This window comes from Streptomyces sp. NPDC002754 (assembly GCF_053592315.1).
The window spans coordinates 334,462-359,302 of sequence record NZ_JBSFVM010000003.1 but is presented as its reverse complement, the minus strand read 5'-3'; the positions used below and the strand labels follow the sequence as shown (position 1 = coordinate 359,302).

Annotated in this window: 23 protein-coding genes; 13 read left to right on the top strand and 10 right to left on the bottom strand. The window is 71.7% G+C overall.

Annotated elements, in window-relative coordinates; genetic code table 11:
- Positions 1–3: 3 nt before the first annotated feature.
- Positions 4–813 (bottom strand): EamA family transporter, encoded by an 810-nt coding sequence (locus ACWD2L_RS11380; RefSeq protein ID WP_451189403.1) that lies wholly within the window; start codon positions 811–813, stop codon positions 4–6.
- Positions 814–956: 143 nt separating this feature from the next.
- On the opposite strand from ACWD2L_RS11380, the gene ACWD2L_RS11375 reads away from it, so the two are divergent.
- Positions 957–1,832 (top strand): LysR family transcriptional regulator, encoded by an 876-nt coding sequence (locus ACWD2L_RS11375; RefSeq protein ID WP_451189009.1) that lies wholly within the window; start codon positions 957–959, stop codon positions 1,830–1,832.
- A 48-nt stretch (positions 1,833–1,880) separates the two neighbouring features.
- Here the strand turns inward: ACWD2L_RS11375 and ACWD2L_RS11370 are convergent, their stop codons facing one another.
- A complete protein-coding gene (locus tag ACWD2L_RS11370) occupies positions 1,881–3,413 on the bottom strand; it encodes an alpha/beta fold hydrolase (protein WP_451189007.1) in 1,533 nt (510 codons plus the stop codon).
- A gap of 76 nt (positions 3,414–3,489) precedes the next feature.
- Here ACWD2L_RS11370 and ACWD2L_RS11365 point away from each other — a divergent pair, with 76 nt between their 5' ends.
- The 5 genes from ACWD2L_RS11365 to ACWD2L_RS11345 all read left to right on the top strand — a co-directional run bounded on the left by ACWD2L_RS11365 (position 3,490) and on the right by ACWD2L_RS11345 (position 9,591).
- Complete coding sequence (locus tag ACWD2L_RS11365; protein WP_451189005.1) at positions 3,490–4,470, top strand: helix-turn-helix domain-containing protein; 981 nt, start codon at positions 3,490–3,492, stop codon at positions 4,468–4,470.
- 117 nt (positions 4,471–4,587) lie between these two features.
- Positions 4,588–6,201 (top strand): AMP-binding protein, encoded by a 1,614-nt coding sequence (locus ACWD2L_RS11360; RefSeq protein ID WP_451189003.1) that lies wholly within the window; start codon positions 4,588–4,590, stop codon positions 6,199–6,201.
- 43 nt (positions 6,202–6,244) lie between these two features.
- Positions 6,245–6,781, top strand: a complete 537-nt coding sequence (locus tag ACWD2L_RS11355) for a helix-turn-helix domain-containing protein (protein WP_451189000.1) — start codon at positions 6,245–6,247, stop codon at positions 6,779–6,781.
- Positions 6,782–6,885: 104 nt separating this feature from the next.
- Entirely contained in the window at positions 6,886–8,031 is a 1,146-nt protein-coding gene (locus ACWD2L_RS11350) for an aminotransferase class V-fold PLP-dependent enzyme (protein ID WP_451188997.1), read from the top strand.
- A 66-nt stretch (positions 8,032–8,097) separates the two neighbouring features.
- Positions 8,098–9,591, top strand: coding sequence for an amino acid permease (locus ACWD2L_RS11345; RefSeq protein ID WP_451188994.1), 1,494 nt, complete (start codon positions 8,098–8,100; stop codon positions 9,589–9,591).
- Here the strand turns inward: ACWD2L_RS11345 and ACWD2L_RS11340 are convergent.
- The 6 genes from ACWD2L_RS11340 to ACWD2L_RS11315 form a co-directional block, all read right to left on the bottom strand.
- Positions 9,579–9,968 (bottom strand): VOC family protein, encoded by a 390-nt coding sequence (locus ACWD2L_RS11340; protein WP_451188991.1) that lies wholly within the window; start codon positions 9,966–9,968, stop codon positions 9,579–9,581. The two genes, ACWD2L_RS11345 and ACWD2L_RS11340, sit on opposite strands and share 13 nt — an antisense overlap.
- A 365-nt stretch (positions 9,969–10,333) precedes the next feature.
- The gene (locus ACWD2L_RS11335) at positions 10,334–10,984 is read right to left on the bottom strand and encodes a LuxR C-terminal-related transcriptional regulator (RefSeq protein WP_451188988.1); all 651 of its coding nucleotides are present in this window, start codon (positions 10,982–10,984) and stop codon (positions 10,334–10,336) included.
- 31 nt (positions 10,985–11,015) lie between these two features.
- Entirely contained in the window at positions 11,016–12,329 is a 1,314-nt protein-coding gene (locus ACWD2L_RS11330) for a sensor histidine kinase (protein WP_451188986.1), read from the bottom strand.
- A 67-nt stretch (positions 12,330–12,396) separates the two neighbouring features.
- Positions 12,397–13,734, bottom strand: a complete 1,338-nt coding sequence (locus ACWD2L_RS11325) for an FtsX-like permease family protein (protein WP_451188983.1) — start codon at positions 13,732–13,734, stop codon at positions 12,397–12,399.
- Between the two features lie 4 nt (positions 13,735–13,738).
- The gene (locus ACWD2L_RS11320; RefSeq protein WP_451188980.1) at positions 13,739–14,566 is read right to left on the bottom strand and encodes an ABC transporter ATP-binding protein; all 828 of its coding nucleotides are present in this window, start codon (positions 14,564–14,566) and stop codon (positions 13,739–13,741) included.
- A gap of 113 nt (positions 14,567–14,679) precedes the next feature.
- Positions 14,680–15,963: an MFS transporter gene (locus ACWD2L_RS11315; protein ID WP_451188976.1), complete on the bottom strand. Its 1,284-nt coding sequence runs from the start codon at positions 15,961–15,963 to the stop codon at positions 14,680–14,682.
- A gap of 252 nt (positions 15,964–16,215) precedes the next feature.
- Here ACWD2L_RS11315 and ACWD2L_RS11310 point away from each other — a divergent pair, with 252 nt between their 5' ends.
- The 7 genes from ACWD2L_RS11310 to ACWD2L_RS11280 all read left to right on the top strand — a co-directional run bounded on the left by ACWD2L_RS11310 (position 16,216) and on the right by ACWD2L_RS11280 (position 22,776).
- Positions 16,216–16,992 carry a methyltransferase gene (locus ACWD2L_RS11310; RefSeq protein WP_451188973.1) on the top strand — a complete coding sequence of 259 codons (777 nt, stop codon included), beginning with the start codon at positions 16,216–16,218 and terminating at the stop codon, positions 16,990–16,992.
- A complete protein-coding gene (locus tag ACWD2L_RS11305) occupies positions 16,989–17,798 on the top strand; it encodes a Rossmann-like domain-containing protein (RefSeq protein ID WP_451188970.1) in 810 nt (269 codons plus the stop codon). The genes ACWD2L_RS11310 and ACWD2L_RS11305 overlap by 4 nt, the downstream gene beginning before the upstream one ends.
- Positions 17,799–17,935: 137 nt before the next feature.
- Positions 17,936–18,820, top strand: coding sequence for a GHMP family kinase ATP-binding protein (locus ACWD2L_RS11300; protein WP_451188968.1), 885 nt, complete (start codon positions 17,936–17,938; stop codon positions 18,818–18,820).
- Positions 18,741–19,754 (top strand): pyridoxal-phosphate dependent enzyme, encoded by a 1,014-nt coding sequence (locus ACWD2L_RS11295; RefSeq protein ID WP_451188965.1) that lies wholly within the window; start codon positions 18,741–18,743, stop codon positions 19,752–19,754. Before ACWD2L_RS11300 ends, ACWD2L_RS11295 begins: the two co-directional genes overlap by 80 nt.
- A gap of 60 nt (positions 19,755–19,814) precedes the next feature.
- Positions 19,815–20,957, top strand: a complete 1,143-nt coding sequence (locus ACWD2L_RS11290; protein WP_451188962.1) for a FecCD family ABC transporter permease — start codon at positions 19,815–19,817, stop codon at positions 20,955–20,957.
- A gap of 1 nt (position 20,958) precedes the next feature.
- A complete protein-coding gene (locus tag ACWD2L_RS11285) occupies positions 20,959–21,744 on the top strand; it encodes an ABC transporter ATP-binding protein (RefSeq protein WP_451188959.1) in 786 nt (261 codons plus the stop codon).
- Positions 21,745–21,756: 12 nt separating this feature from the next.
- Positions 21,757–22,776 (top strand): ABC transporter substrate-binding protein, encoded by a 1,020-nt coding sequence (locus tag ACWD2L_RS11280; RefSeq protein ID WP_451188957.1) that lies wholly within the window; start codon positions 21,757–21,759, stop codon positions 22,774–22,776.
- 10 nt (positions 22,777–22,786) lie between these two features.
- On the opposite strand, the gene ACWD2L_RS11275 is transcribed toward ACWD2L_RS11280, so the two are convergent.
- Together ACWD2L_RS11275 and ACWD2L_RS11270 are read right to left on the bottom strand one after the other, a co-directional pair.
- On the bottom strand, positions 22,787–23,464 hold the full coding sequence (locus tag ACWD2L_RS11275; protein WP_451188954.1) for a response regulator: 678 nt from the start codon (positions 23,462–23,464) through the stop codon (positions 22,787–22,789).
- Complete coding sequence (locus ACWD2L_RS11270; protein WP_451188952.1) at positions 23,461–24,651, bottom strand: sensor histidine kinase; 1,191 nt, start codon at positions 24,649–24,651, stop codon at positions 23,461–23,463. The genes ACWD2L_RS11275 and ACWD2L_RS11270 overlap by 4 nt, the downstream gene beginning before the upstream one ends.
- Positions 24,652–24,841: the final 190 nt, after the last annotated feature.

Below are 24,841 nucleotides of genomic sequence, written 5' to 3'. Positions count from 1 at the left end.
GCCCTATGTGCGAGTGGTGGAGGTGCCCACCGCCACCGCGTTCGCCGCCACGATCACGGCGATCGCCAACCAGGCGAGCAGGTCGAGGTGTTGGTCGAGGATCAGCAGGCCGACGAGTGCCGCGAAGACCGGGTTGACGCTCATGAAGATGCCGAAGAAGCGGGCGGGGACCCGGCGCAGTGCCAGGAGATCGGACAGAAACGGCACCGCCGAGGACAGCACGCCCGCCGCCAGGGCGCAGAGGAGTGCCGTGATGGTCGGCGGGTGCAGGTAGAGGACCGCGCAGCCGATCGGCAGGTAGAGCAGGCCGGAGACCCCGGCCGCCGCGGCCGAGCCCTGGAGGCCGGGGAGGTGGTGGCCGACGGCCCGGTTGAGCAGGATGTAGCAGCCCCAGCACACCGCGGCGACGAGAGCCAGGGCGATGCCCAGGTAGTCCGTGCTCGGCCGCGGACGGGTGAGCACGACGACGGCTGCCGCCGCCGCGAGGGCGCAGAGCAGGTCGAGGCGGCGCCGCGTTCCGGCGAGGGCGACGGTGAGCGGGCCGAGGAATTCGAGGGTGACCGCGAGGCCCAGGCCGATCCGGTCGATGGCCGAGTACAGCGTCAGGTTCATCGTGGCGAAGACCGCGGCCAGGGCGAGCACGAGGCGCCACTGGGCGGCGGTGAAGGAGCGGATGTGCGGGCGGCCCGCCGTCAACAGGACTACGGCGGCGACCCATTGGCGTACGGCGACGACACCTGCCGGGCCGAGCACGGGGAAGGCCAGCGCGCCCAGGGACGCGCCGGCCTGGTTCGACAGGCCGCTGCCGAGCATCAGCGCGACACCGCCGGCGTGAGCTGAAGCGGTGGTGCCGGTCGGCTGCGGGGAGCGGTGGGATGTGGTCGCCATGGTGTGAGATTCGACCCGTACGGGCCATACGCAAAATGCATGTCACGCTTCTCACATACGCTGGGCGTATGGATGAGGGAAGCGGCCTCGCGGGGCTTGAACTGCGACATCTGCGCGCTCTGCTCGCGATCGTCGACACGGGCAGCTTCACCGACGCCGCGATCCAACTCGGCGTCTCCCAGGCCTCGGTGTCCCGCACCCTGCACGCGTTGGAGACCGTGCTCGGCGTACGCCTCCTGCACCGCACGAGCCGCGCTGTCACACCAACCGCCACCGGCCTCCGGGTCGTCCACCGCGCCCGGCAACTGCTCACCGAGGCCGAGAACCTCGTGCGCGAGGCCACGACGGGCCACACGCGGCTGCGGATCGGGCACGCCTGGGGAGCGTTCGGGCGGCACACCACCGAGTTCCAGCGCCGCTGGCACCAGCGGTGTCCCGACGTCGAGTTGCTCCTGGTGCGGCACAACAGCCCCACCGGCGGACTCGCCGAGGGCGTCTGCGATCTCGCTGTCGTACGGCACCGGGCGGATCTGCGGCGGCGCTACGCCTCCGCCGTCGTCGGCCACGAACCCCGCTACGTCGTCATGGCCGCCGACGATCCCTGGGCCAAGCGCCGCCGCGTCCCCCTCGCGGACATCCGCGGACGCACCGTCGTCGTGGACCGGCGCACCGGCACGACCACCGCCGACCTGTGGCCCGGCGATCCGCACGGCGACGTCGAGTACACGGCCGACGTCGACGACTGGCTCGCCGCCATCGCCACCGGCCGCTGCGTGGGCGTCACCCCGCAGGCCACGGTCGCCCAGTACCGGCGCGAGGGTGTCGTCTTCCGCCCGGTGTCGGGCGCGGATCCGGTGCCGGTGCGGGTCATATGGGACGAGCGGGAGCCCCACCCCCGTACGCATGCGGCCATCGCGCTGCTGAGCGAGCTGTACGGGGGCTGAGGTCGGCGGAGGTCGACCGAGATCGGCCGAGGTCGGAGCGCCCGAGTCTCATCCCAGCCCCAACCGCCCCAGCACCCGCTCCATCGCCGCCGTCACCGCATCCCGTGCGACATCGCCGTGATCGAGGCCCTCGAAGGCGTGCGGCGCCTCCGGTACGTCGATCACCTCGACCGGGGCGCCGCCCGCCTCCGCCACCCCGACGAACTCGGCCACCGTCGCCGCCACCGCGGAGGCCTCGCGGCCGACCCGGATGAGGACGAACGGCGGTGTCCCGCCGTGCGCGACCACGTCCGCGGGCCGGAAACGGGGATCGTTCACGCCCCAGCTGGGCAGCGCCGCCATGATGGGATAGCTCGCCGCCAGGCAGCGCAGCCACGGCGGGGCCTCGCTCAGCCACGGCGCCGTCAGAGGGCCGCCGCCGGAGAAGAACCACAGCGCGATCCGGTCCGCGTCGACGCGCGGATCGGCGCGCACCTCGGCCACCGCGGCGGCCACGTCCTCGGCCGCCGTCGGATAGGCGGTGACCGCGTGCAGCCGGTGGTCGAGGGTGACACCGATCGCGCCATGTGAGGCGGCGAGGCGGGCGTATCCGATCAGGGTCGGCCAGTCGCGCGGAGTCGGTCGCGCGTCCTCCGGCACGGGTCCGCCGTGCACGAACACGATCGCCGGGCGGGGCTCCGCCGACGCGCCCTCGGGGACGTACAGGTCGATGGCACCGCGCCGTTCCCGCGGGATCTCGGGTACGTCCAGCAGGAATGGTCGGAGGTATCCGGAGTCCGCCGTTTCCTGCTCGTCGACGGGTTCGAGCCGGGTGCCTTCGTCGGCCGCCGCGCGCAGCAGTACGCCGGCGAGCTCGTCCGGGCAGGACAGCATCGGCCAGTGCCCGGTGGGCAGTTCGAAGAAGGTCACCTCCGGGCGGGCGAGCGCCTTGATGGTCGGGTCACCGAAGCGCAGCAGCATGCGGACGGTGTCGATGGTCGCTCCGCTCTCCGCGCAGAGCACTCCGGTTGTCGGCAGGCCGTTTCCCGCGCCGGTCAGCCGCAGCGGTTGCAGCAGGGTGCCGAGCGGCTGGGGCGAGGCGTGTGCGGTCAGCCGGTCCAGGGCCTCGTCGGGGACGCCGGCGGTGCTCCCCCAGTGCCGCCACTCCTCCCGGGAGGGAACAGGCAGCTCGCCCTCGGTGTCCCCCTCTTTGGCGATGCGCTCGCGCAGCTCCTGGTCGGGGACCGCGGCGAGGGCGACGGCGCCGTCCTGCACCGGCCCCGTGTCGAGGTACACGACCCGTGCGACGCGGTGGGCCCGCCGGTCCGCCGCGCCTGCCGCCGGATACGCGCCGTAGTCGTGCCCGACGAGGACGACGTTCCGGGCATCGGCTCCGTCGGCCCCCTCGGCTCCCCCGGCTCCCTCTGCGACGGTGTCGATGGCCGCTACGACACGTGCGATGTGCGCGTCCAGGTCTGTGGCGGGACCGAGGTCCACCACCTGGACCTTCGCGCCCTCGGACGCCAGTTTCCCGGCGGTCTCCCGCCACGTGTCCGGGCCTGTGAACAGACCCGGGACCAGCACGAACACCTTCGTTCCCATATCCATCTCCCCGTCTTCCAGCAGTGCTTGTCAGTGCTGGGAGGTACGTTAGGAACTCCCCCTGAGGGAGGTTCAAGTGCACCTGTCGACCGACTCGACCGACCCGACCGATTCACGCGGATCGTCCGACGGACTGTGGAGCATCGGTGAGCTCGCCGAGCATGCGGGCACGACCGTCAAGACCGTCCGCTTCTACTCCGACAACGGACTGCTCCCGGAGCGCACCCGCAGCACGGGCGGGCACCGCCGGTACGGCTCCGACGCGCTGGACCGGCTCCGGATGATCCGCTCGCTGCGCGGGCTCGGCCTGCCCGTTCCCGAGGTGCGGCGCATCGTCGACGAGCGGGCGGGGGCGGACGGGGCACTGGAGGACGCCGTCGCGGGGCAGCTGCGTACCCTCGGTTCCCGGCTCAGCGCGCTGCGTTGGCAGGAGGCGGCGCTGCGCCTCGTTCAGGAGTGCACTCCGCAGGAGCGGGCGGACCGGCTACGGCTCGTCGGCGCGCTGGACACGCCTCCGAGTACGGCGCCACTGGCCAGGTTCTGGCGGGCCTGGCTGCCTCCACGGATGCCGGCCGCGTCCCGAACTGCCTTCCTGCAGGCCACAGTTCCGCAACCGCCCGACGCCCCGGCCCCGGCCCAGGTACTCGCCTTCGCGCGCCTGTGCGCGCTGGTGTCACGCCCTTGCACACCGGACACGGGACCCACCCAGCCCCGCGCCCACAGTGCGGCCGGCGCGCGCGAATCCTCCGTGTTGTACGCAGGGTTGGCCGAGGCGTACGACCTCGCGGGCAGACCGATGCGGGCGGGCGAGTCGCCCACGCCGGGCGAGGCTCTGGACTGCTTCGTCGCGACATACGCGAGTGTGACCAGGTCCCGCGACACCCTGGCCTTCCGCCGCGGCCTCGCCCGGCAGCTCGCCTCCGACCCGCGCCTCGACCGCTACTGGGACCTGGTGTCGGAGCTGACCACCCCGGACGGCGCCCACCCCGAACCGACTCCGGGCACGGCCCACGACTGGCTCCTCGCGGCGCTGGACACGCAGCTCGCCGACGCCTGACCACTCGGTGGCGCGGGTTTCGGCGGGTGCGGGTTCCACGGCTTGGCGGTCATCGGGCGGGGTAGGCAAGGTCAGACTCCCGCCGGGGAGCACGCCTGCTCCGTCAAGGAGGACGCCATGCCGGACCCCACCGCCCCGCGACTCGACACCTCGCCACTCGACGCCCCACCTCTCGACGCGCTGTCGTACGAGCCGCTCACCCCCACCGCGTATCTGGACCGTGCCGCCGCGGCGCACGGCGACAGGATCGGCGTCGTCGACGGTGAACGGCGGTGGACCTACGCGGAGTTGCACGAGCGCTGCACCCGCCTCGCGGGCGCTCTCGCACCGCTGACCGACGGACGGCCGGTGGCGGTGCTCGCGCCGAACACACACGTGCTCCTCGAGGCGCACTACGGCGTGCCATGGGCCGGCGTGCCGCTCGTGGCGGTGAACACGCGGCTCGCGGCGGCCGAAGTGGCGTACATCCTGAGCCATTCGAAGGCGGCCGTGCTGATCCACGACCCGTCGTTCGACGTCCTGGTCGACGACGCGCTGGCCCGCCTGGACGCTCCGCCCCACCGCATCAGGTCGGGCGAGGAGTACGAGTCCCTACTGGCGGGAGCCGCCCCGCTCCACCGCACCCCGACCGACGAACGCTCCCTCCTCGCCATCAACTACACATCGGGCACGACGGGCCGCCCCAAGGGCGTGATGTACCACCACAGGGGCGCGTATCTGCAAGCGGTGGCGATGGTCGGCCACACGGGGCTCACGCCCTCCGCCGTGCACCTGTGGACCCTGCCGATGTTCCACTGCAACGGCTGGTGTTTCCCCTGGGCGGTGACCGCGGCGGCCGCGACGCACGTGTGTCTGCCGAAGCTCGATCCCGCCGAGGTGTGGCGGCTGATCCGCGAGGAGGGCGTGACACACCTCAATGGCGCGCCCACGGTCCTGTCGATGATCGCGTACGCGGCGGAGGCTGCGCCCCTCCCGCCGGGGCGCACCATCCGCATGGCGACGGGCGGCGCCCCGCCCTCCCCCGCGATCCTGCGCAGGATGGGCGAGTTGGGCTTCGACGTCACGCATCTCTACGGGCTCACGGAGACGTACGGGCCGGCGATGCTGTGCGACTGGCGCCCCGAGTGGGACTCCCTGGACGGCGCGGCGCAGGCCCGGCTCAAGGCCCGCCAGGGCGTGGGCAACATGATCTCGTGCACGGCCCGCGTGATCGCCGACGACGGCACCGACGTCCCGGCGGACGGCACGACCACCGGCCAGATCGCGTTGCGTGGCAACAACGTCATGCTCGGCTACTTGGACGACCCCGAGGCGACGGCGGCCGCGGCCCCGGACGGCTGGTTCCGCACCGGCGACATCGGCGTCGTGCACCCCGACGGGTATGTGGAACTCCGTGACCGTTCCAAGGACGTCATCGTCTCGGGCGGCGAGAACATCGCGTCGGTCGAGGTCGAACAGGCCATCATGGACCACCCGGCGGTCCTGGAAGCGGCGGTCATCGCGGTTCCCGACGAACGCTGGGGCGAGGTCCCGGCCGCGTACGTCACCCTCCGGGACGGCACTTCGGCCACCGACACGGAGATCATCGACCACGTCCGGACCCGCCTCGCCCGCTTCAAGGCCCCGAAGTCGGTGACCTTCGGCGAGCTCCCCAAGACGTCGACCGGAAAGATCCAGAAGTACGTGCTGCGGGACAAGGCGTGGGCGGGGGCTGCGCGGCGGATCAACTGACCGGCCCCTCGGAAGACGAGCCGCGGTGGTCTAACCTCGCCCCGTGATCGGCAATCGGATACGTGAGCTGCGCAAGGCCCACAAGATGACCGTGCGGGAGTTGGCGGCGGCGGCCGGGGTGTCGACCGGGCTTGTCAGTCAGGTCGAGCGCGGGCTCACCGACCCCAGTCTGGAGACGCTGCGCCGACTCTCCGCCGCGCTCGGGCTTCCGCTGTTCGACCTGTTTCGGCAGGACGAGACGGAGGAGGTCGCGCTGGTGCGGCGGGAGCGCCGAATCCAGGTGCGGTCGCCGCAGGGCGGGATCGAGTACACGCGGGTGTCGGCCGGGTCGGCGCGGCTCGAGGTCCTGGAGGGCACGCTGGAGCCGGGCGGCGTGTCCTCCGACGCCCACTACAGCCATCCGTCCGAGGAGTGCGTGCTGCTGTTGCGCGGCAGCCTGGTCGTCGAAGCGGGCGACGGGCGCTACGAGTTGGGACCGGGCGACAGCTGCACGTTCGACTCCCGCGTCCCGCATCGGTATGTGAACGAGGGCAAGGAGACCGCACGATTCCTGGTGAGTGTGACGCCGCCGAGCCGATAGCCCCCTCAACTCCTGGCACGCGCAGACCCATTGACGCCGCCCGCACTCGGCTGATTCGATCACTTGTACTGAACAATTTCACTGGGATTGAATGCGAGTCGCCCGTGCCGATCGACACCTTGGACACCCCCGAGCGCTTCCGCGCCCGGTTCCCCTCCCTCAAGGACACGGTCCACCTGGCCAGTTGCAGCCAGGGAGCAGCTTCGGAGCACATGCTGACGGCGCTCCAGGAATTCCAGTGGTCCATGCGCAGCCACGGTGCGCCGTGGGGCGAGTGGATGGTGCAGGTCGACGCCGCGCGGACCGCGTTCGCCGCGCACATCGGTGCAGCCACAGACGAGATCGCCGTGGTGAGTTGCGCCTCCGAGGGTGCGTACCAGGTGGCGTCCACGCTGGACTGGTCGCGCCGTCCGGGCCTGGTCACGACGGACATGGAGTTCCCGTCCATCGCGCATGTGTGGCTGGCGCAGGGCGGGCGGGGCGCCCAGGTGCGGCATGTGCCGAACGAGGACGGGATCGTCCCTGCCGCCGGGTACGCGGCCGCCATCGACGAGTCCACGAACCTTGTCTCCATCCCCCTGGTCTCGTACCGCAACGGCGTCCGGCTGCCGGTCGCCGAGACCGTCCGGGCGGCGCGGGCCGCGGGCTCGCGGGTGTTCGTCGACGCGTATCAGGGTCTCGGCGTACTCCCCCTCGACGTACGGGAGTTGGACTGCGACTACCTGGTGTGCGGGGCGCTGAAGTATCTGCTGGGCGTTCCCGGCATCGCCTTCCTGTATGTGCGGGGTGGCGTGCGTGACGAGGTGGCGCCGCAGCTCACCGGCTGGTTCGGGCGGGTGGATCCCTTCGGTTTCGACCCCCGGACGCTCGATTTCCCGGACACCGCGCGGCGCTTCGAGACCGGCACTCCGTCGATCCCATCCGCGTACGCCGCCGCGGCCGGTCTTCGCACGCTGGCGGAGGCCAACGCCAAGGACGTCGAGGCGCACATCCGCGAGCTCACCGCGTACGCACATCGGCGCCTCACCGAGACCGGCGAGATCCTGGCCTCGCCCTCCGACCCCGAACTGCGGGGCCCGCAGGTGGCGTTGGCCGACGCCGCACCGGACGCGCTGGCCGCCGCGCTCGGCGAGCGCCGCATCGTCACCAGTCCGCGCGGCACCCTGCTCCGCGTCTCGTTCCACTACTACAACACCCTCGCCGACGTCGACGCGCTGATCGCCGCGCTCGGCGAGATCCGCGCCAGGTAGCAACAGCACGTCGCCCAGCAGCAACAGCACGTCCAGGAACACCGCACTCACCACGGAGCGAGTGACATGCCCGACGAGCCCCGCACCGACTCGGCACCACCGCAGGATCACGGCCTGAAACGGTCTCTGACCGGGCGTCAGCTCAGCATGATGGGGCTTGGCGGCGCCATCGGCACCGGCCTGTTCCTCGGTTCGAGTCTCGCCATCTCGGCCGCGGGCCCTGCCACGGTGATCGCGTACGTGGTGTGTGCGCTGATCGCCCTGGTGATCGGCTGGGCGCTCGCCGAGATGACGTCCGTGCACCCGGCGGCCGGCTCCTTCGGCAGCATCGCGCGGCACTATCTGGGACCGCTCGCGGGATTCGTGATCCGCTGGACGTACTGGACGATCCAGGTGATCGCGATCGGCGGCGAGGTGATCGCGGCAGGCATCTACGTACGCTTCTGGTGGCCCGAACTCCCGCTCTGGCTACCGGTGGTGGTGTTCTCGCTGCTGCTCCTCGCGGCGAACGCGCTGAGTGTCGGAGTGTTCGGTCGCCTGGAGTACTGGTTCTCCACCATCAAGATCACCGCGATCGGTGTCTTCGTCCTGCTCGGCTGCGCGTATGTGTTCCTCGGGCTGCCCGGCCATCCGGCGGTCGGCACCTCGAACCTCTCCGGACACGGCGGACTGCTGCCGCACGGAGTGAGCGGCCTCGCCACCGCCTTCGTCTTCGTGATCTTCAGCTATATCGGCACCGAGATCATCGCGGTGACCGCGGCCGAGTCCGAGAACCCGGTGCGTGACATCCCCCGCGCGGCCCGCCGGATGGTCGTCCGCCTCGCGCTCTTCTACGTCCTGGCCATGGCGATCGTCGTCACCGTCGTGCCGTGGACGCGCACCGCGAAGGGCGGCGACGTCACGGCGAGCCCCTTCGTGCAGCTCTTCGACGTGGCGGGCATCCCGGCGGCGGCCGGCATCATGAACTTCGTCGTCCTCACCGCGGCCCTCTCCAGCGCCAACGCCAATACCTACCTGGCCACCCGCATGATCCACTCCCTGGCGGTGGACCGGCACGCGCCGCGCGTGTTCGCACGGGTCAGCGCACGCGGCGTCCCACGCCGGGCGCTCGCCGTGTCAGGCATCGGCCTGGGCGCGGCCGCGCTCCTCTCGGTGCACTCGGAGGACACGGCGTACATCCTGCTCTTCGGCATCTCGGTGTTCGGCGCGCTGGTGGTCTGGATCCTCATCCTGGCCACGCACCTGGCCTTCCGCCGCCACCGCACCCGGCACGGCCTGCCCGCCTCACCGGCCCGACTGCGCGGCGCGCCCTTCACCACGGTCGCGGCGGCCCTCGCCCTCGCGGCGATCCTGGTCTCCACCGTGTTCATCGAGGGTCTGGACGACTCCTGGAAGGCGGGCCTGCCGTTCTTCGCGGTGCTGGTGCTGGTGTACCGGTTCGGGGCGCGGCGGTACGAGACGGCGACGGCCCTGCCGGACAGTACGGCGCCGGACGGTGCGGTCCCGCCCGCCCGCGAACCGGGTAAAAGACACCCCATCGAGCCGGATCACTCCAGGTAGTGGGCGCGCCCGTCGTCGTCCATGTCAACGGACCCTTCGGGCAGGATGCAGAACTCGTTGCCCTCGGGATCCGCCATCACCAGGAACCCGCCCTCGTCGTACTCCGTGAGCCTCCGCCCACCGAGCGCCTCGACCCGCTCCTGCTCGGCCGCCAGGTCGGGTGAGGTGAGGTCGACGTGCATACGGTCCTTGCCGGGCGTGGGCCGCGAATTGCGCTGAAACCCGAACACCAGGCCGCCCTCCCGGCGCAGCCAGATGTACGGCCCCGCCCGCCGCTCGACGGGCCGCCCGAGCACCTGCGACCAGAAGGCGGCCAGCCGCTCGGGATCCTCTGCGTCGATGACGAGGGCGACGATCTGGGTGGATGCTCCGGCCATGAGGTGACCTCCAGGGGCGGGTGGAACGGCGACTGTCAGTGGGGCCTGTTTTGATGTCTCCATGCCGAACGTTCCGTCCACGCTCCTGGTAAGGGCCACACCGGCAGCGGGGCCGGGGACAGGATGACAGCGAAGATGATGGTGATGGGGTGTCCAGATGCCGCTCGTCGAGGTTGAACGGATCGTGGGCGCGCCGTTCGCCACCGTCCGCAGCACCGTGGACGACCCGGCGAAGCCGGCACGCCTGTCGGTCGTCGGTCGCGTGACGGTCCTGCGCGAAGGCCCACAAGGGCAAGCACGGCATCGGCACGCTACGCCGGCTCCACCTGGGTCTGTTCCACATGGACGAGGAGGTCGTCGACGTCTCACTCCCGGTCCAGATACGCCAGCACCGCGAGCACCCGCCGGTTGTCATCGTTCGACGGGGGCAGCTCCAGCCTTTGGAAGATGTTGGCGGTGTGCTTGCTCACGGCGCGTTCCGTGACGACGAGTTTCTCGGCGATGGCGGTGTTGGAGCGGCCCTGGGCCATCAGTTCCAGGACCTCGGTCTCCCGGGGCGTGAGGCGGTTCACGGCGCGGTCTCGGGTGGAACTGCGGGCCAGGAGCTGGGAGACGACCTCGGGGTCCATCGCGGTGCCGCCCGCGGCGACGCGGCGTACGGCGTCGACGAACTGCGCGGCGTCGAACACGCGGTCCTTGAGCAGGTAGCCGGTGCCGCCCTTGCCGTCGGCCAGGAGTTCACGCGCGTACAGCTGCTCGACGTGCTGGGAGAGGACCAGGATCGGCAGGCCGGGGCGGGCGCGGCGGGCGGCGAGGGCACACCGCAGGCCCTCGTCGGTCTGGGTCGGCGGGAGCCGGACGTCGACGACGGCGACCTCGAGGCTCGGCTCCTCGAGCGCGCGGGCGAGGTCCGGTCCGTTGTCCACCGCAGCGAGCACTTCGAAGCCGAACGCCTCCAGCATGCGGACGAGTCCGTCGCGCAGCAGGAAGAGGTCTTCGGCGATCACTACGCGCACGCTGGCTCCCGTGGGGATCTCGGCAATCGGCTCACGCCACGCTACCGGGCGGGAGCAGTCGGCACGGGATCTCCATCGTGACGCTGGTGGGGCCCCCTTCGGGGCTGTGCACGGTGAGGGTGCCGTCGAAGGCGTCGAGGCGGCGTGCGATGCCGCGCAGGCCTGAGCCTTCGGGGTCGGCGCCGCCGCGGCCGTCGTCGGTGACGTCGATGCACAAGGTGCCGTGATGGTGGGTGAGTTGGAGGAAGACGCGGGTTGCGGCGGCGTGCTTAGCGGCGTTCGTCAGCGCCTCGCTCGTCGCGAAGTAGGCGGCGGATTCGACGGCGGCCTCGGGGCGGCCCGGCAGCTCGATCCGGGGCTCCACGGTCACGGGCATCCGCAGGGCCAGCGCGCGGACGGCGTCGGCGAGGCCGCGTTCGGCGAGGACGGGCGGGTAGATGCCTCGGACGAGCTCGCGCAGTTCCTCCAACGCCCGGACGGAGTCGGCGCGGGCCCGGGAAAGCAGCTCCCGGGCGGTCGCCGGGTCGCTTTCCATCAGTGCGTCGACGGTGCCGAGGTGCATGCCCATCGCGACGAGCCGCGCCTGCGCGCCGTCGTGCAAGTCGCGTTCGATGCGGCGCAGTTCGGCGGCGGAGGCGTCGACGGCGTCGTGCCGCGTCCGGGCCAATTCCTCGACGCGGTGCCGCAGTTCGGCGCCGCGCGGGGCCAGCAGGCTTCGGGTGAGCGTGAAATGGACGCGGAGCATCGGCTCCGCCACGTAGCAGGCGGCGAAGGCGATGAGGGTGGCGAGTACGGCCGCGGCCAGTGCGGTGGCCTGACCGCTGACCGGGACGAAGCCGTACCACCACACTCCCCCGTCGAGTGCGCGCCAGAGCCCCGCCGCGAGCGCGTAGCCCTCGATCGGGTACGCGACGAGCGCGGCGGGCAGCAGCGCGGTGCCGAAGCCGGCGGTCATGTCGACGACCAGCCAGCGCAGGTCCCGCCAGGTCGCCGGGTCGCGCAGCATCCGCAGACACGCGCCCGGCTGCCCGAGCGGACCGGGCAGTCGGCCGCCGGGCCGGGTCCGGTACGCGGCCCGCGGGATGGTCACGCCGCACCAACGCGCCGCCAGCGTGCGCCGTACGTCGACGTGGGAGCGGACGAGCCGCAGCAGCGATGGGGTGGTGAACAGGCCGACGCCGACCACGGTGCAGACGATCGAGACGACGCACAGCACCAACAGGACGAGGGAACCGGCGAGCGACAGCAGGGCCAGCGCGAGGCCACGAGCCCCGGCCAACGCCGCTGCCTTGATCCGTGCGATCCGCTCGATCTGTACGTTCCGTTCGATCCGTGTGACGTGCATGTCGGTGATCCGTCCGCCGCCCCGTAGGCCCGTGCCGCTCCGATTATGCCGGGCCGCGCCCGGCGCCTCAGGCGGCAACGGCCACCGCCTCCACCGCCGGGGCGCGCAACACCCGCCGTGTCGTGGCGAGACCGGTGCCGAACGTCGCCGCGACGGCAACGGCCACCGTGGCCGGCCAGATCCACGGCGCCTGCCCCGGCAGCACACCGTCCGCGCGCACCACCGTGTACGGCATGAGCCCGGCGAGCGCCGCGATCGTGCCCGCCACCACACCGGTGACCGTCAGGACCGCGCTCTCCGCGCCGACCATGGTGAGGACCTGGCCCGGAGTCGCGCCCGCGAGCCGCTGACCGCCGAACTCGCGGCGCCGGTGGACGGTCGCCGCGTACAGGCTGTTGATCAGCATGATGCAGGCGAAGACGACGATGATGCCGACGACGATCAGGTTGAGCGACGCGAGGTTCTTGTCGTCGACACTGCGCGCGAGGCCGGAGGCCGCGACCGCGTCGTTCTCCACGGCCTGCATGGAAAGCGTCGCCGTCGCCACACCGATGAACAGGATCAGCGGCATCAGCACGGCGGAGAGGTCCCCGGCGCGCTGTCGCAGGTTGTGGACCGTCAAGTATCCGCTCGCGCCGGTCAGCGAGGTGAGCGGCCAGGTGAGCACGGCGAGCGCGGTGCGCAGCAGTGCGGGGGCGAACGCGGCGAAGCCGATGGAGAGGAGAATCGAGCCGTAGGCAGGGAGCGCCATCAGCGCCGGATCGGTCGAGTCGAACGCGAAGGTGGCGCTCGCCGAGCAGACACCGAGCACGAGCGCCGCCGTCCCGCCGATGGTCCGCAGTCGTCCGCGCGGCCGTCGCTCGCCGGCCTGTTGCCGGGTGGCGCGGCGCACCGCGAGGAACGCGGCACCGGCCGACGCCAGCACCGTCACCGCGGCGCCGCTCCCGACCGCGACCGTCCCGAACACGGGATCGACACTGTGCGCGACTTGTTCGGTGTCCTGGAAGGCACCCACCAGCGCGCGCCCGCCGAGGACCGCGGGCCCGGTGGCGAGCAGCGACGCGACGACCCCGATCACGGCCGCCTCGCCGACGACCATGCGCTTGATCTGCGCGGGTGTCGCGCCGCAACTGCGGAGCAGGGCCAGTTCCACGGTGCGCTGCCGTACGTTCACGGTCAGCGTGGAGGCGATGGCGAAGAACACCAGGAGCGTGCCGTACCCGCCGACGACGCTCGCGGACGTGGTCAGGGTCTCGGCGCTGGTGTCGTCGACGCCGACCTGGGCGGCGGTGTCGTACAGCGAGTCGAAGGACATGACGATCACCGCGCCGAGGAACGCGGACAACAGTGTCGCGGCGAACCGTCCGGGGCGGTGTCGCACGGACCGCAGGGCCAGGGAGAACATGTGCTCACACTCCCATCGCGGTGTGCGGCGCGGCGTTGGCCGGGGCGGTCGCCCTCGGGCGGTCCCCGAGGTGCGCGAGCCGTTCGGCGACGGCGTCCACGCTCGGCGCGTCGAGCCGCCCGACGAGCCGGCCGTCCGCGAGGAACAACACCGTGTCGGCGTACGAGGCGGCCACCGGGTCGTGCGTGACCATGACGACGGTCCGCCCGTGCAACCGCACCGCCTCCCGGAGCAGGGTGAGGACCTCCCGCGCGCTGCGGGTGTCGAGCGCGCCGGTCGGCTCGTCGGCGAAGACGACGGCCGGTTCGGCGACCAACGCGCGGGCGATCGCGACGCGTTGGCGCTGCCCTCCGGACAGTTCGGCGGGACGATGCCCGAGACGATCCGCGAGCCCCACCTGGCGCAACATCTCCCTGACCCGCGCGCGGTCCACTCGCCGCCCGGCGAGTCGCAGCGGCAGGGTGGTGTTCTGCTCCACCGTGAGTGTGTCGAGGAGGTTGTACTGCTGGAACACGAATCCGATCCGCGTGCGCCGGAACTTGGTGAGCGCCGCTTCGCCGCCGCCGGTCAGCTCTTCCCCGTCGACCGTGATGGTCCCGCCGTCCGGCCGATCGAGCCCGGCCGCGCACTGCAGCAACGTCGACTTGCCGGAGCCGGAAGGACCCATGACCGCCGTGAAGCTCCCGGCGGGCAGACTCAGCGACACCTGGTCCAGCGCGGTGACCGCGGCCTCGTCCGTCCCGTACACCTTGCGCACCCGGTCGAGCCGGAGTGCCTCCGGACTGCGTGCCGGCCGGGCTCTCCTGCGCGCACGACTCGTACGACCGAACATCGTCGGCACCTCCACGTCATCACGTGGGGCACCGCTTGTGCCCCGGTTTCGACGCTATGGAGCGACGGGCGCGGGCACATTGGGCGCAGTGCCCGTCGGTGGGGTGGAGTTTCCTACACCGGGCGGCGGGGGTTTCCCTGCGCGCCGCGCGTGAAGTGTCGCGCAGTGGGCGCGAGGGCGGCTGCCGCCGGGGCCAGGAAGCAGATCAACGCGCAGGTGAGCAGGACCGGTTGAGCGCCGAACGTGGTGATGGCGGGGGCGATGAGGGCGAGGCCGAGCGGGGCCAGGCCATAGGAGAGCAGGAAGTCGAGGGACGAGACGCGGGCGAGTTTGTCGGGGGCGATCTCGCGCTGGGTGGCCGTGAACCAGGGCACGTTGAACAGCTCGATGCCCACTCCGGCCACCGCGTAGGCGGCGACGACCACCGCGGGGTGTACCGGCAGCGTCAGGCTGAGCGGTGCGAATCCGTAGACCGCCAGGCCCGTGAGCGCCGACCAGCCCTGGGACCGTGGCCGCCAACGAGCGATGACCAGGGCTCCCGCGAGCGCGCCGAGGGCGTACGCGGTGGTGGCCGCGGCGAGCACCGCCTCGGTGTCGTAGCGGTCGCGGCTGATCAACGGCAGGGCGACCCCGGTGGCGGAGTAGCCGGTGGCGATGACCACAGTGAGGGCTCCGAGGCCCGCGACGAACCACGGGTGGCGGCGCGCCTCCTGTACGCCCTCCAGGAACTCGCGGCGGAATGAAGCCCGTTGGGGTGCCGGTGACTCGGTGTCGACACCCGTGAGGGGTGTCTTCGCGCCGCGGCCGGGGACGAACGCCGCCACCAGCCAGAGCCCTCCGATTCCCAGCAGCAGGGCCTTGATGTCGAGCACGGCGGCGAGCAGCGCGGCGAGGGACGGGCCCATCAACGTGCTCGCGCGGACCGCCAACGTTATGGCGGCGTTGGCCTGTTGACGCCGTTCGGGCTCCACTACCTCCGCCGCGAGCGCCTGGAAGGCCGGGCGGCAGGCGCCCTGCCCGGCGCCCGCGAGCAGCGCGGCGCCGGACATCAGGAGCAGCGAGCTCCCCAGACCGGCAGCCAGCAGCGGCGCTGCCACGGCCGCGGCCAGGGCGGACCACAGCACCACGGCGCGGCGCGAGTGGCGGTCGGCCAGGACTCCGCCGATGGCGACCGCGCCGAGGAAGCCGGCGGTGCGGGCGGCCAGGGCAAGGCCCAGGCCCGCTGCGGTGAGGTCGCGTTCGAGTACGGCGAGGCCGAGGACGAAGGGCAGGGCCCAGGTCGCGAGGCCGGATGCGGTGGTGCCGGTCCACAGGCGCAGGAAGGCGGGGTCGAGCAGGACGGGGCGCGGGCGCGGCGGCCCGGTGGTGGCGGGGTCCTGGGCTGGCGAGATGGTCACGGTTGGCGACTCCTACGGGTCGGCACATGGCGTCTGGGATGTGTGGATTCATGCACCCAACACGCTTGCGGGCAGGCGGCATTGACCCGTATCGCACGGGTCCGGCGCCGGACCGGATGTCGGACACGGACTAGCTTAGTGAAAACGATTGTCGTTACAGTACCCCTCGGGTCCCGCTACTCCGCAATGGGGTGTCGGCTCCCGTGCCTCCCCCTGCCCGCCCACCACGAACATCCCTGAGGAGCGAACCCCTTGCACCGCACCACCGCCACCACCGCAGCCGCAGCCGCACTGCTCGACCAGCTGCCACCCCCGCTTCCCGCCGAGCAGATCGTCGCGCTGAACCAGCCCAAAGCGGACCTGCACACCTCGCGTACGTACGAGTGGAACGGCTGGACCTTCGATGTGCCGCCGGGTGTCTTCCTGCCCGGCTGGACGAGCCGCATGATCCACGAGTGGCTGCTCGACGGCCGCATCGAGGTCAAGGGCCGCCGCTACGCCGCCATGGGCGCGGGACTCGGCGTCGAGGCCGTCACCGCCGGGGTGCGCGGCGCCGACGAGATCTACGCCATCGACGTGCACGAGGAGAGCGTCGCCGCCGCCGCACGGCACTACGAACGGCTGGTGGGACGGAGCGCGGACGGCACGTTCGTACCCGTCGTCGGTGACCTCTTCGACGGACTGCCCGCGGGTGTGCGGCTGGATGTCGTCACGTTCAATCCGCCCGCCGTCAGCCAGACCGTGAGCGAGGACCCCCACGTCGTACGGAACACGCGCCTCGGCGCTCCCCTGCTGGAGCGGTTCTTCGCGCAGCTCGCCGGGCGTGACCTGCTCGCGCCTGGTGGCGAGGTGTTCGTCATCGCCTCCAACACCGCGGATCTGCGCACCATCGTGCGGCACGCCCTGGACCACGGGTTCGAGCCCGGGATCGCCCATCTGCACGACTGGCAGGACGGTGTTCTCACCTTCCTGTTCCGTCTGACCCACACCAACGAGCCGACCCGCACCACCGAAGGGGCCTCCGCGTGAAGCACACCGACGAGCTGTTCGCCGCGGCGCTCGGGGGCGAACTCGGCCGCGATCCTTCGACGTTGACGGCCACCAGCGTGTTCTGGATCCACCACGGCACCCGGCTCGCGGGCGGCGATGTGACGTATCTCAACCAGTACGTTCTCGTCCGGCTCCGCGGCTCCTTCGGCGGCTGCGCCTTCGAGGCGGGTGAGATCGGACCCGAGCTGTGCCGGGAGGTCACCGGTAACCCCCTCGACACCCTGCTCCGGGAGGGGCCGCGCCCGTTGCGGATCGCCGCGCTCGACGCGTATCTCGCCGAGCTGCGACCGCACCGCGAGGCGGACGACGCCGAGCCGGTGACACTTCTCGCGGGTCCGCCCGAGGTGCGCGCCGTCGCCCGGGACACCGCCATCGCCGGGCTCCTCGACCTCCCGGTGGGCGCCCGCGTGGGTCTCATCGGCGTCGTCAACCCGCTGGTCGCGGCGATCCGGGAGCGCGGTGGCGTACCGCTGCCCTGCGATTTCAACCTGCGCACCACCCAGTGGGGCGACGAGGTCACCGACGACATGCACCAGGTGCTCGACACCGCCGACGCGGTGGTCGCCACCGGCATGACACTCGGCAACGGCAGCTTCGACACCATCCTGGAGCGTTGCCGCGCTCGCGCCGTCCCGCTGATCGTCTACGCGCAGTCCGGCAGCGCGGTGGCCCGCGCCTTCCTCGGCGACGGGGTGACCGCGCTGTCCGCGGAGCCCTTCCCGTTCTCGCAGTTCAGCGCCGACCCGAGCATCCTGTACCGCTACCGTGCCGCGAGCGGCTCGTGACGGCTGGAACCCGCCGGGCCGCCCCCGGTACCGTCCGCACCGGCACCGGGTACGCGCCGTGTCATCACGGCGAGATCCTGCAAGGTGTCTTCCGGGACGGACACGGGCAATGTCGCCCCGGCCTTGTCACGCTCCCGATGAGCGAGCCGGGCACCCACGCCCGGTTCACCCCCGGACCGGGCCCGCTCACGGTCGTCCCCGCCGACCGCACGAAGGCGCTGCGCGCCGCCGCCCTCACCGTCGAGGAGTGTGCCGTGCAGTGTGAACGGGAGCCGTGCGGTGGCGTGTTGACGTTGGTCGGCGACATTCCCGTCGGTCTCGGCATGGGCAGTTCGACCAGCGACGTGCTCGCCGCCGTACGGGCCGTTGCCGATGCCTTCGGGCTGTGTCTCGCTCCTTCCGTGGTGACCCGGATCGCCCTGAGCGCCGAGCTGGCCTGCGATCCGCTGATGCTCGACGGCCGCCCCCGCCTGTTCGCCCAGCGGCACGGCCAGGTCATCGAAGTGCTCGGCGAGGCACTGCCTCCGGTGGTCGTCGTGGGCTGCGCGCTGGCGGGCGGCGTCCCGGTGGACACCCTCGGCCTGCCCGCCCCCGCCTGCGCGGACAGCGACGTCGACGCCTACGAGACACTGCGCGCCGGGCTGCGCCGCGCCATCCGCGACCGGGACCCCGCGCTGCTCGGAAGCGTCGCCACGGCCAGCGCCCGTCGCGGCCAACTGCGCCTCGGGCACACCGGGTTCGACACGCTGACCGCCCTCGCGGACCGTGCGGGCGCCGTCGGCGTACAGATCGCGCACAGCGGCTCCGTCGCCGGAGTCCTCTTCGACCCGGCGGCCCCCGGCGCCCGGCGCCGTGTCCGGCGCTGCGCGCAGGACCTGGAGCGTGCGGGTCTGCCCCACACCCGGACCTTCACGACCTTCCCCACCCCTGAGGAGTTCGCCCATGGAGCAGCACATAGCCGAGGCAATCGGCCGGCCGGACCTGATACGCCTCGACGACCGGCTCGTCTGCCTGCGCTTTGAGACCATGAAGGTGGTGTCCGCCCTCACGGCGGTCGAGCATCTGCTCACCACCGGTGCGGTGCGCCGCGGCGACACCCTCCTCGACAGCTCCAGTGGCATCTACGCCTACGCGCTCGCACTGGCCTGCCACCGGCACGGCATGCGCTGTCACATCGTCGGTTCCACCACCGTCGACCACACCTTGCGTATCCAACTGGCCCTGCTTGGTGCGACGTTGGAACAGATGGAGCCGTGCGCCGACCTCAAACTGGACCAGAAGCGGCGGGTCGCGCGCATCCAGGAGATCCTCGCCGAGCACCCCGACTACCACTGGATGCGCCAGTACCACGACGACATCCACTACCTCGGCTACCGCGCGGTCGCCGACCACGTACGTGAGCAACTCGGCGCGAGCGAGCCGCTGACGGTCGTCGGCGGCGTCGGCTCCGGTGTCTCGACCGGGGCCCTCGCCCACTACCTGAAGGAGTCGGGCGGCGACGTCCGCCTCGTCGGTGTGCAGCCCTTCGGCAGCATCACCTTCGGCAGCGAACACGTCGCCGACCCGGACATCATCATCGCCGGGATCGGCAGCTCCATCCCCTTCGGCAATGTCCGCCACGCTTCGTACGACATCGTCCACTGGGTCTCGTTCGACGCGGCGCTCGCCGGCAGCGTCGATCTGCTGCGCCGCCATGCGGTGTTCGCGGGCCTGTCCACGGGGGCCGGGCACCTGACGGCCGGCTGGGAACGGGCCCAGGATCCGGGGCGCACCGTGCTGTTCATCGCGGCCGACACCGGCCACCGCTACGTGGACAGTGTCTTCGCCCGCCACGGCGAGGCCGCCCGCGTGGATGATCTCGCGCCGCGCCCCGTCACCTCCCTCGACGAACTCGCCCTGCCCTGGTGCCGGATGAACTGGGACGGGGCGGGCGCGCCGGCCGCCGCGGTGACGTAGCCGAGCGCCGACCCCCGACGAGTCCCACGACCGTTGCCTCTCCATGGAATAGGTGGCCGCATGCCCCCGCCCCTCACCTCCGCGCCGATCACGCGCGCCAACACCTCCCCGGCGGACCCGGCCCCGGGCCCGACACAGCCGACACCCAGTAATAAGAGGCTCCTTGCCACCGCCCCCGGACTGCTTCTGACCTGCGCGGTTTTCGGCGTCCTACTCGTCGTCTCCATCGTCGTCGCCATCGGCCTCGGAGCCGCCGTGGTGGCCCCGGGCGAGACCGCCCACTACCTGTGGGCCGCGCTGACCGGCGGGACGATCCGTTCGGACGAGGTCACCACGTACCAGATCATCTGGCAGATCCGCACGCCGCGCGTCCTGCTCGCCGCGCTGGTCGGCGCCGGGCTGAGCGCGATCGGAGTGGCCGTCCAGGCCATGGTGCGCAACGCGCTCGCCGACCCGTTCGTCCTCGGTGTCTCGTCCGGGGCCTCGGTCGGAGCGGTCACCGTCACGGTCACCGGAGGGCTCGCCGCGCTCGGCATCTACGCGGTGTCGGCGGGGGCGTTCCTCGGCGCGCTGGCCGCGTCCATCCTCGTGTACGTGGCGTCCGCGCGCCGCGGCGCCCTCTCGCCGTTGCGCCTCGTACTGACCGGCGTGGCCCTGTCGTTCGGCTTCCAGGCACTGATGAGCGTCATCGTCTACCTCGCCCCCGACAGCGAGGCCACCAGCACCGTCCTGCACTGGACACTCGGCGGCTTCGGCGCCGCCACCTGGGGTGTGCTGCCCCTCGTGACCGCCGTGGTGGTGGTCGGTGTGTTCGCCCTGCACCGGAACGCCCGCGCCCTCGACCTCCTCGCGCTCGGCGACGAGTCCGCCACGAGCCTGGGCATCGATCCCGACCGGCACCGCAAGGCACTGCTCCTCCTGGTCTCGCTGGTCACCGGCGTGCTGGTGTCGGTCAGCGGCGCCATCGCCTTCGTCGGCCTGGTGCTGCCGCATCTGGTGCGCATGGTGGTCGGCGCCACGCACGCCCGGGTGCTGACCGTCGCGCCGCTCGCCGGAGCGGTGTTCATGGTCTGGGTCGACCTGGTCTCCCGCACCCTGGCCGCCCCGCGCGAGCTGCCCCTCGGTGTCATCACCGCGCTCGTCGGCGTGCCGGTCTTCATCGCGTTGATGCGCCGCAACGGCTATGTGTTCGGGGGGCGTTGAGATGGATCTGCGACTGGACGGCCTCTCGGTCGTCACCGACGGCAAGAGCCTGGTTCGCGATCTGTCCCTCCACGTGCCCGAGGGCGACGTCGTGGGTCTCGTCGGCCCCAACGGCAGCGGCAAGTCCACCGCGCTGCGCTGCGTGTACCGGGCCCTGTGCCCCACCTCGGGGGCCGTACGGGTGGCCGGCGACGACCTGTCCCGCCTGCCGCTGCGGCGCAGCGCACAGTTGATCGCGGCCATGACGCAGGACGGCTCCGTCGACCTCGACTTCACCGTCGAGGAGGCCGTCGCCCTGGGCCGCGCGCCCCACCTGCGCGGCAACCAGCGCCTGAGCCGGCAGGAACGCGAGGTGTGCGCCGCGACCATGGACCGCCTCGGCATCCGCCACCTCGCCGACCGCGGCGTCCTGACCCTGTCCGGCGGCGAACGCCAACGCGTCCTGGTCGCCCGCGCCCTCGTGCAGGACCCCGAGATCCTGGTCCTGGACGAGCCGACCAACCACCTCGACGTACGCCACCAGGTCCAACTCCTGGCCCTGCTACGGGACTCCGGGCTCACCGTTCTGATCGTCCTGCACGATCTGAATCTCGCCGCGGCCGCCTGCGACCGGATCGGTGTGCTCTCGCAGGGACGCCTGGTGACTGCCGGAACACCCAAGGACGTCCTCACACCGGAGCTCGTCCAGGACGTGTTCGGGGTGGAGGCCAGCGTCGTCCCGCACCCCCTGACCGGCGACCCACAGCTCCTCTACTCACTCGCTCCCGCCGCCGACCCGGCCTCCTGAAAGGTGCCACTCATGCCTCAACTCCCGCCCCTCCGCGCCCCGTTCCGCAGACGAGCCGCACTGAGCGCCGTCGCGGCCACCGCGTTCCTGGCCACCGCCTGCGGCGCCTCCGTGGAGCCCGACTCCAAGGCGGCCACCGCCGAGAGGACCACCGTGAAGCGGTGCGGCGAGAACGTCACGTACACGAAGCCGAAGCGCGTCGTCGCCTACGAGGGTGGCAGCGCCGACAAACTGTTCAGCCTGGGACTGACCGACCGGGTGCACGGCTACGTCATGCCGCCCGCGAACCCGCCCGTGGAGGAGTCCCCTTGGGCGAAGGAGTACGCCAAGGTCAAGAAGCTCAGCGACGACCTCCTGAACAAGGAGATCGTGGTCGACGCCAAGGCGGACTTCGTGGTCGCGGGCTGGAACTCCGGCTTCAGCGACCAGCGGGGCATCACCCCCGCGATCCTCGACAAGCTGGGCGTGCAGAGCTTCATGCACACCGAGAGCTGCTTCAACTACCCCAAGTACCCGCAGAAGTTGACCCCCTTCGAGTCCCTCTACTCCGACTTCGACCGGCTCGGCAAGATCTTCGGGGTGGAGGAGCGGGCGAAGGGCGTCGTCGGTGACCTCAAGCAGCGCGTGCGGGCCGTCGAGGCGAAGGCCCCCCAGGGCGAGCGGGTACCGGTCTTCCTCTACGACTCGGGCACGGACCAGCCGTTCACGGCGGGCGGCCAGGTACCGCCCACCGACGTCATCAAGAGCGCCGGCGGCCGCAATGTCTTCGCCGACGTCGATCAGCGCTGGACCCAGGTCAACTGGGAGGCCGTCGCGACCAGCCGACCCGAGGTCATCATCATCCTGGACTACGGCGACCAGCCCGCCAAGAAGAAGATCGACTTCCTGAAGACCTCTCCGCACACGAGGGATCTGCCCGCGGTCAAGAAGAACAACTTCTTCGTCCTCGACTACAACGAGGGCATCAGCGGACCGCGCAACATCGACGGCCTGGAGAAGTTCGGAAAGTATCTGCGTGAACTGAAGGACTGACGTCGGCTCCTCAATGCTCGGCGTCGCGGACCAGGAGGGCGATCTGCACCCGGTTCTCGACGCCCAACTTGGCGAACAGGCCGCCGATGTGCGCCTTGACCGTCCCGACGCTGATGCGCAGCCGCTCGGCGATCTCGGGGTTGCCGAGCCCGTCCGCGATGGCTCTGGCGGTGTCGAGTTCGCGTGCGGTCAGCAGCGACAGCCGTTCCCGTGCCGCGGCGCGTGAGCTGTCGCGGGAGTGCGCGGAGTCCGGTGCGGTCGCCGCCGCGATGACCCGTGCAGTGGCCGCGGGGGACAGCACGGGTTGGCCGTCCGCGACGGTGCGCACCGCGTCGACGAGCTGCGCCGGCCTGGTGTCCTTGAGGACGAAACCGAGGGCTCCCGAGCGCAGCGCGCCAAGGACCAGCTCGTCGGAGTCGAAGGTGGTCAGCATGAGCACCTTCGGAGGTGTCGGTCGGCCGAGCAGTTCCCTGGTCGTGCTGAGGCCGTCGCGTCCCGGCATCCGTACGTCCATCAGCACGACGTCCGGCCGCAGCTCTTCGGCGGTCGTGAGTGCGCTGTCGCCGTCGGCCGCCTCCGCCACGACGGTCAGGTCGGGTTCGCCGTCGATCACGAGCCGTAGTGCCATCCGGACGAGTTCCTCGTCGTCGACGATGAGGACGCGCACTGACTCCTGCCGGCCGGTCACTCGTGCCCTCTTTCGTCGTGGTGCTTCGTGTTCGGCCAGGGTAGGCGAGCGGTGAGGACGTAGCCGTGGTCGGCCGTGGGGTGGTGATCGAGTTCGCCACCGGCGAGGGCGATGCGTTCGCCGAGCCCGAGCAGGCCGTATCCCGAGCGCGGTGGTGGTGCGGTGGCCGTGGTGGCCCGGGAGTTGCGGACGCTGACGTGCAGTGCGTCGCCGGCGGTTCCGTCCAGCGTGATGTGCACACGGGCGCCCGGAGCGTGTTTCGCGGCGTTGGTGAGTCCTTCCTGGACGAAGCGGTAGCAGGTGCGCCCGAGGGCGTCGGGCGCGTCGCCCGCCACGGTGGCGGTGCAGTCGACGTCCACTCCGGAGGAGCGGGCTTCGGCCACGAGGTCCGGGATCCGGTCGAGGGAGGGCTGCGGTGGCTCGGGTCCCGCCGGGTCGGCGCGAAGTACCCCGAGCACATCACGCAGCTCCTCGAGTGCCTGTCGGGAGCCGTCGGCGATGCCGCGGACCAGCGTGCGGTTCTCCTGCGCCGGCAGGTCGCCGCGGTGGTCAAGGGCTCCGGCCTGCATGGCCACCAGGGAGATCCGGTGTGCGAGGACGTCGTGCATCTCGCGGGCGATCCGGTTGCGCTCCACCGCCCGCACCTGCGCCACGCGGGCGGCGTGCTCGCGCTCCATGCTGTACGCCTGGTCCTGGAGGGAGCGTACTTCGACGCGCCGCGCGCCGATGGCCATGCCCACGGCCACCGCGATGCCCGCCGCCAGCGCCGGGAACACGATCTGGAGCCACCACGAATCTTCCGGCGTCCGGATCGGGTAGACGTGGCCGGCGAACTGGGCCCCGGTCACGTAGCCGAGTACGGCGGCCCCGATTTCCACGGGGCGGCGGCGGGTGGAGATCGAGCCCAGCGCCCACAGCGCCGCTCCGGCGGCGGCCGCCGACACGGCCGCGGCGACCACGACCGTACCCACGACGGCGACCGGGAAGCGGCGGCGCCACAGCAGCACCGCCAGACATCCGAGCGCCACCAGCGGATCGCCGATCAGGAACCAGGCTCCGGTCCCGCCGCCCTGCCAGTGCACCGCCACGCCGGTGTAGAGCCAGGCGACACCGCCCACGGCCGCGGCCGCCAGCAGCCGCCAGGTCTGCTGCCACGCTCCGGGGCGTGGCGCGATGTCGGTGTTCATACGGCAATTGTCGCGAGGGAATCCGGTCGGTGCGTCCGACCTGAGGCGGGGGCGCCTATGACCCAGGTCGAAGAAGGTCCGGGCCGCCGGGTCGATGTGCGGGTCGCGCCGGGCGGTCAGAGTCGATCACACGTCGTGCCGGCCGCGGAACCGCCGGGCGCTCCCATGCCACCCCTCAGGAGGAAAACAG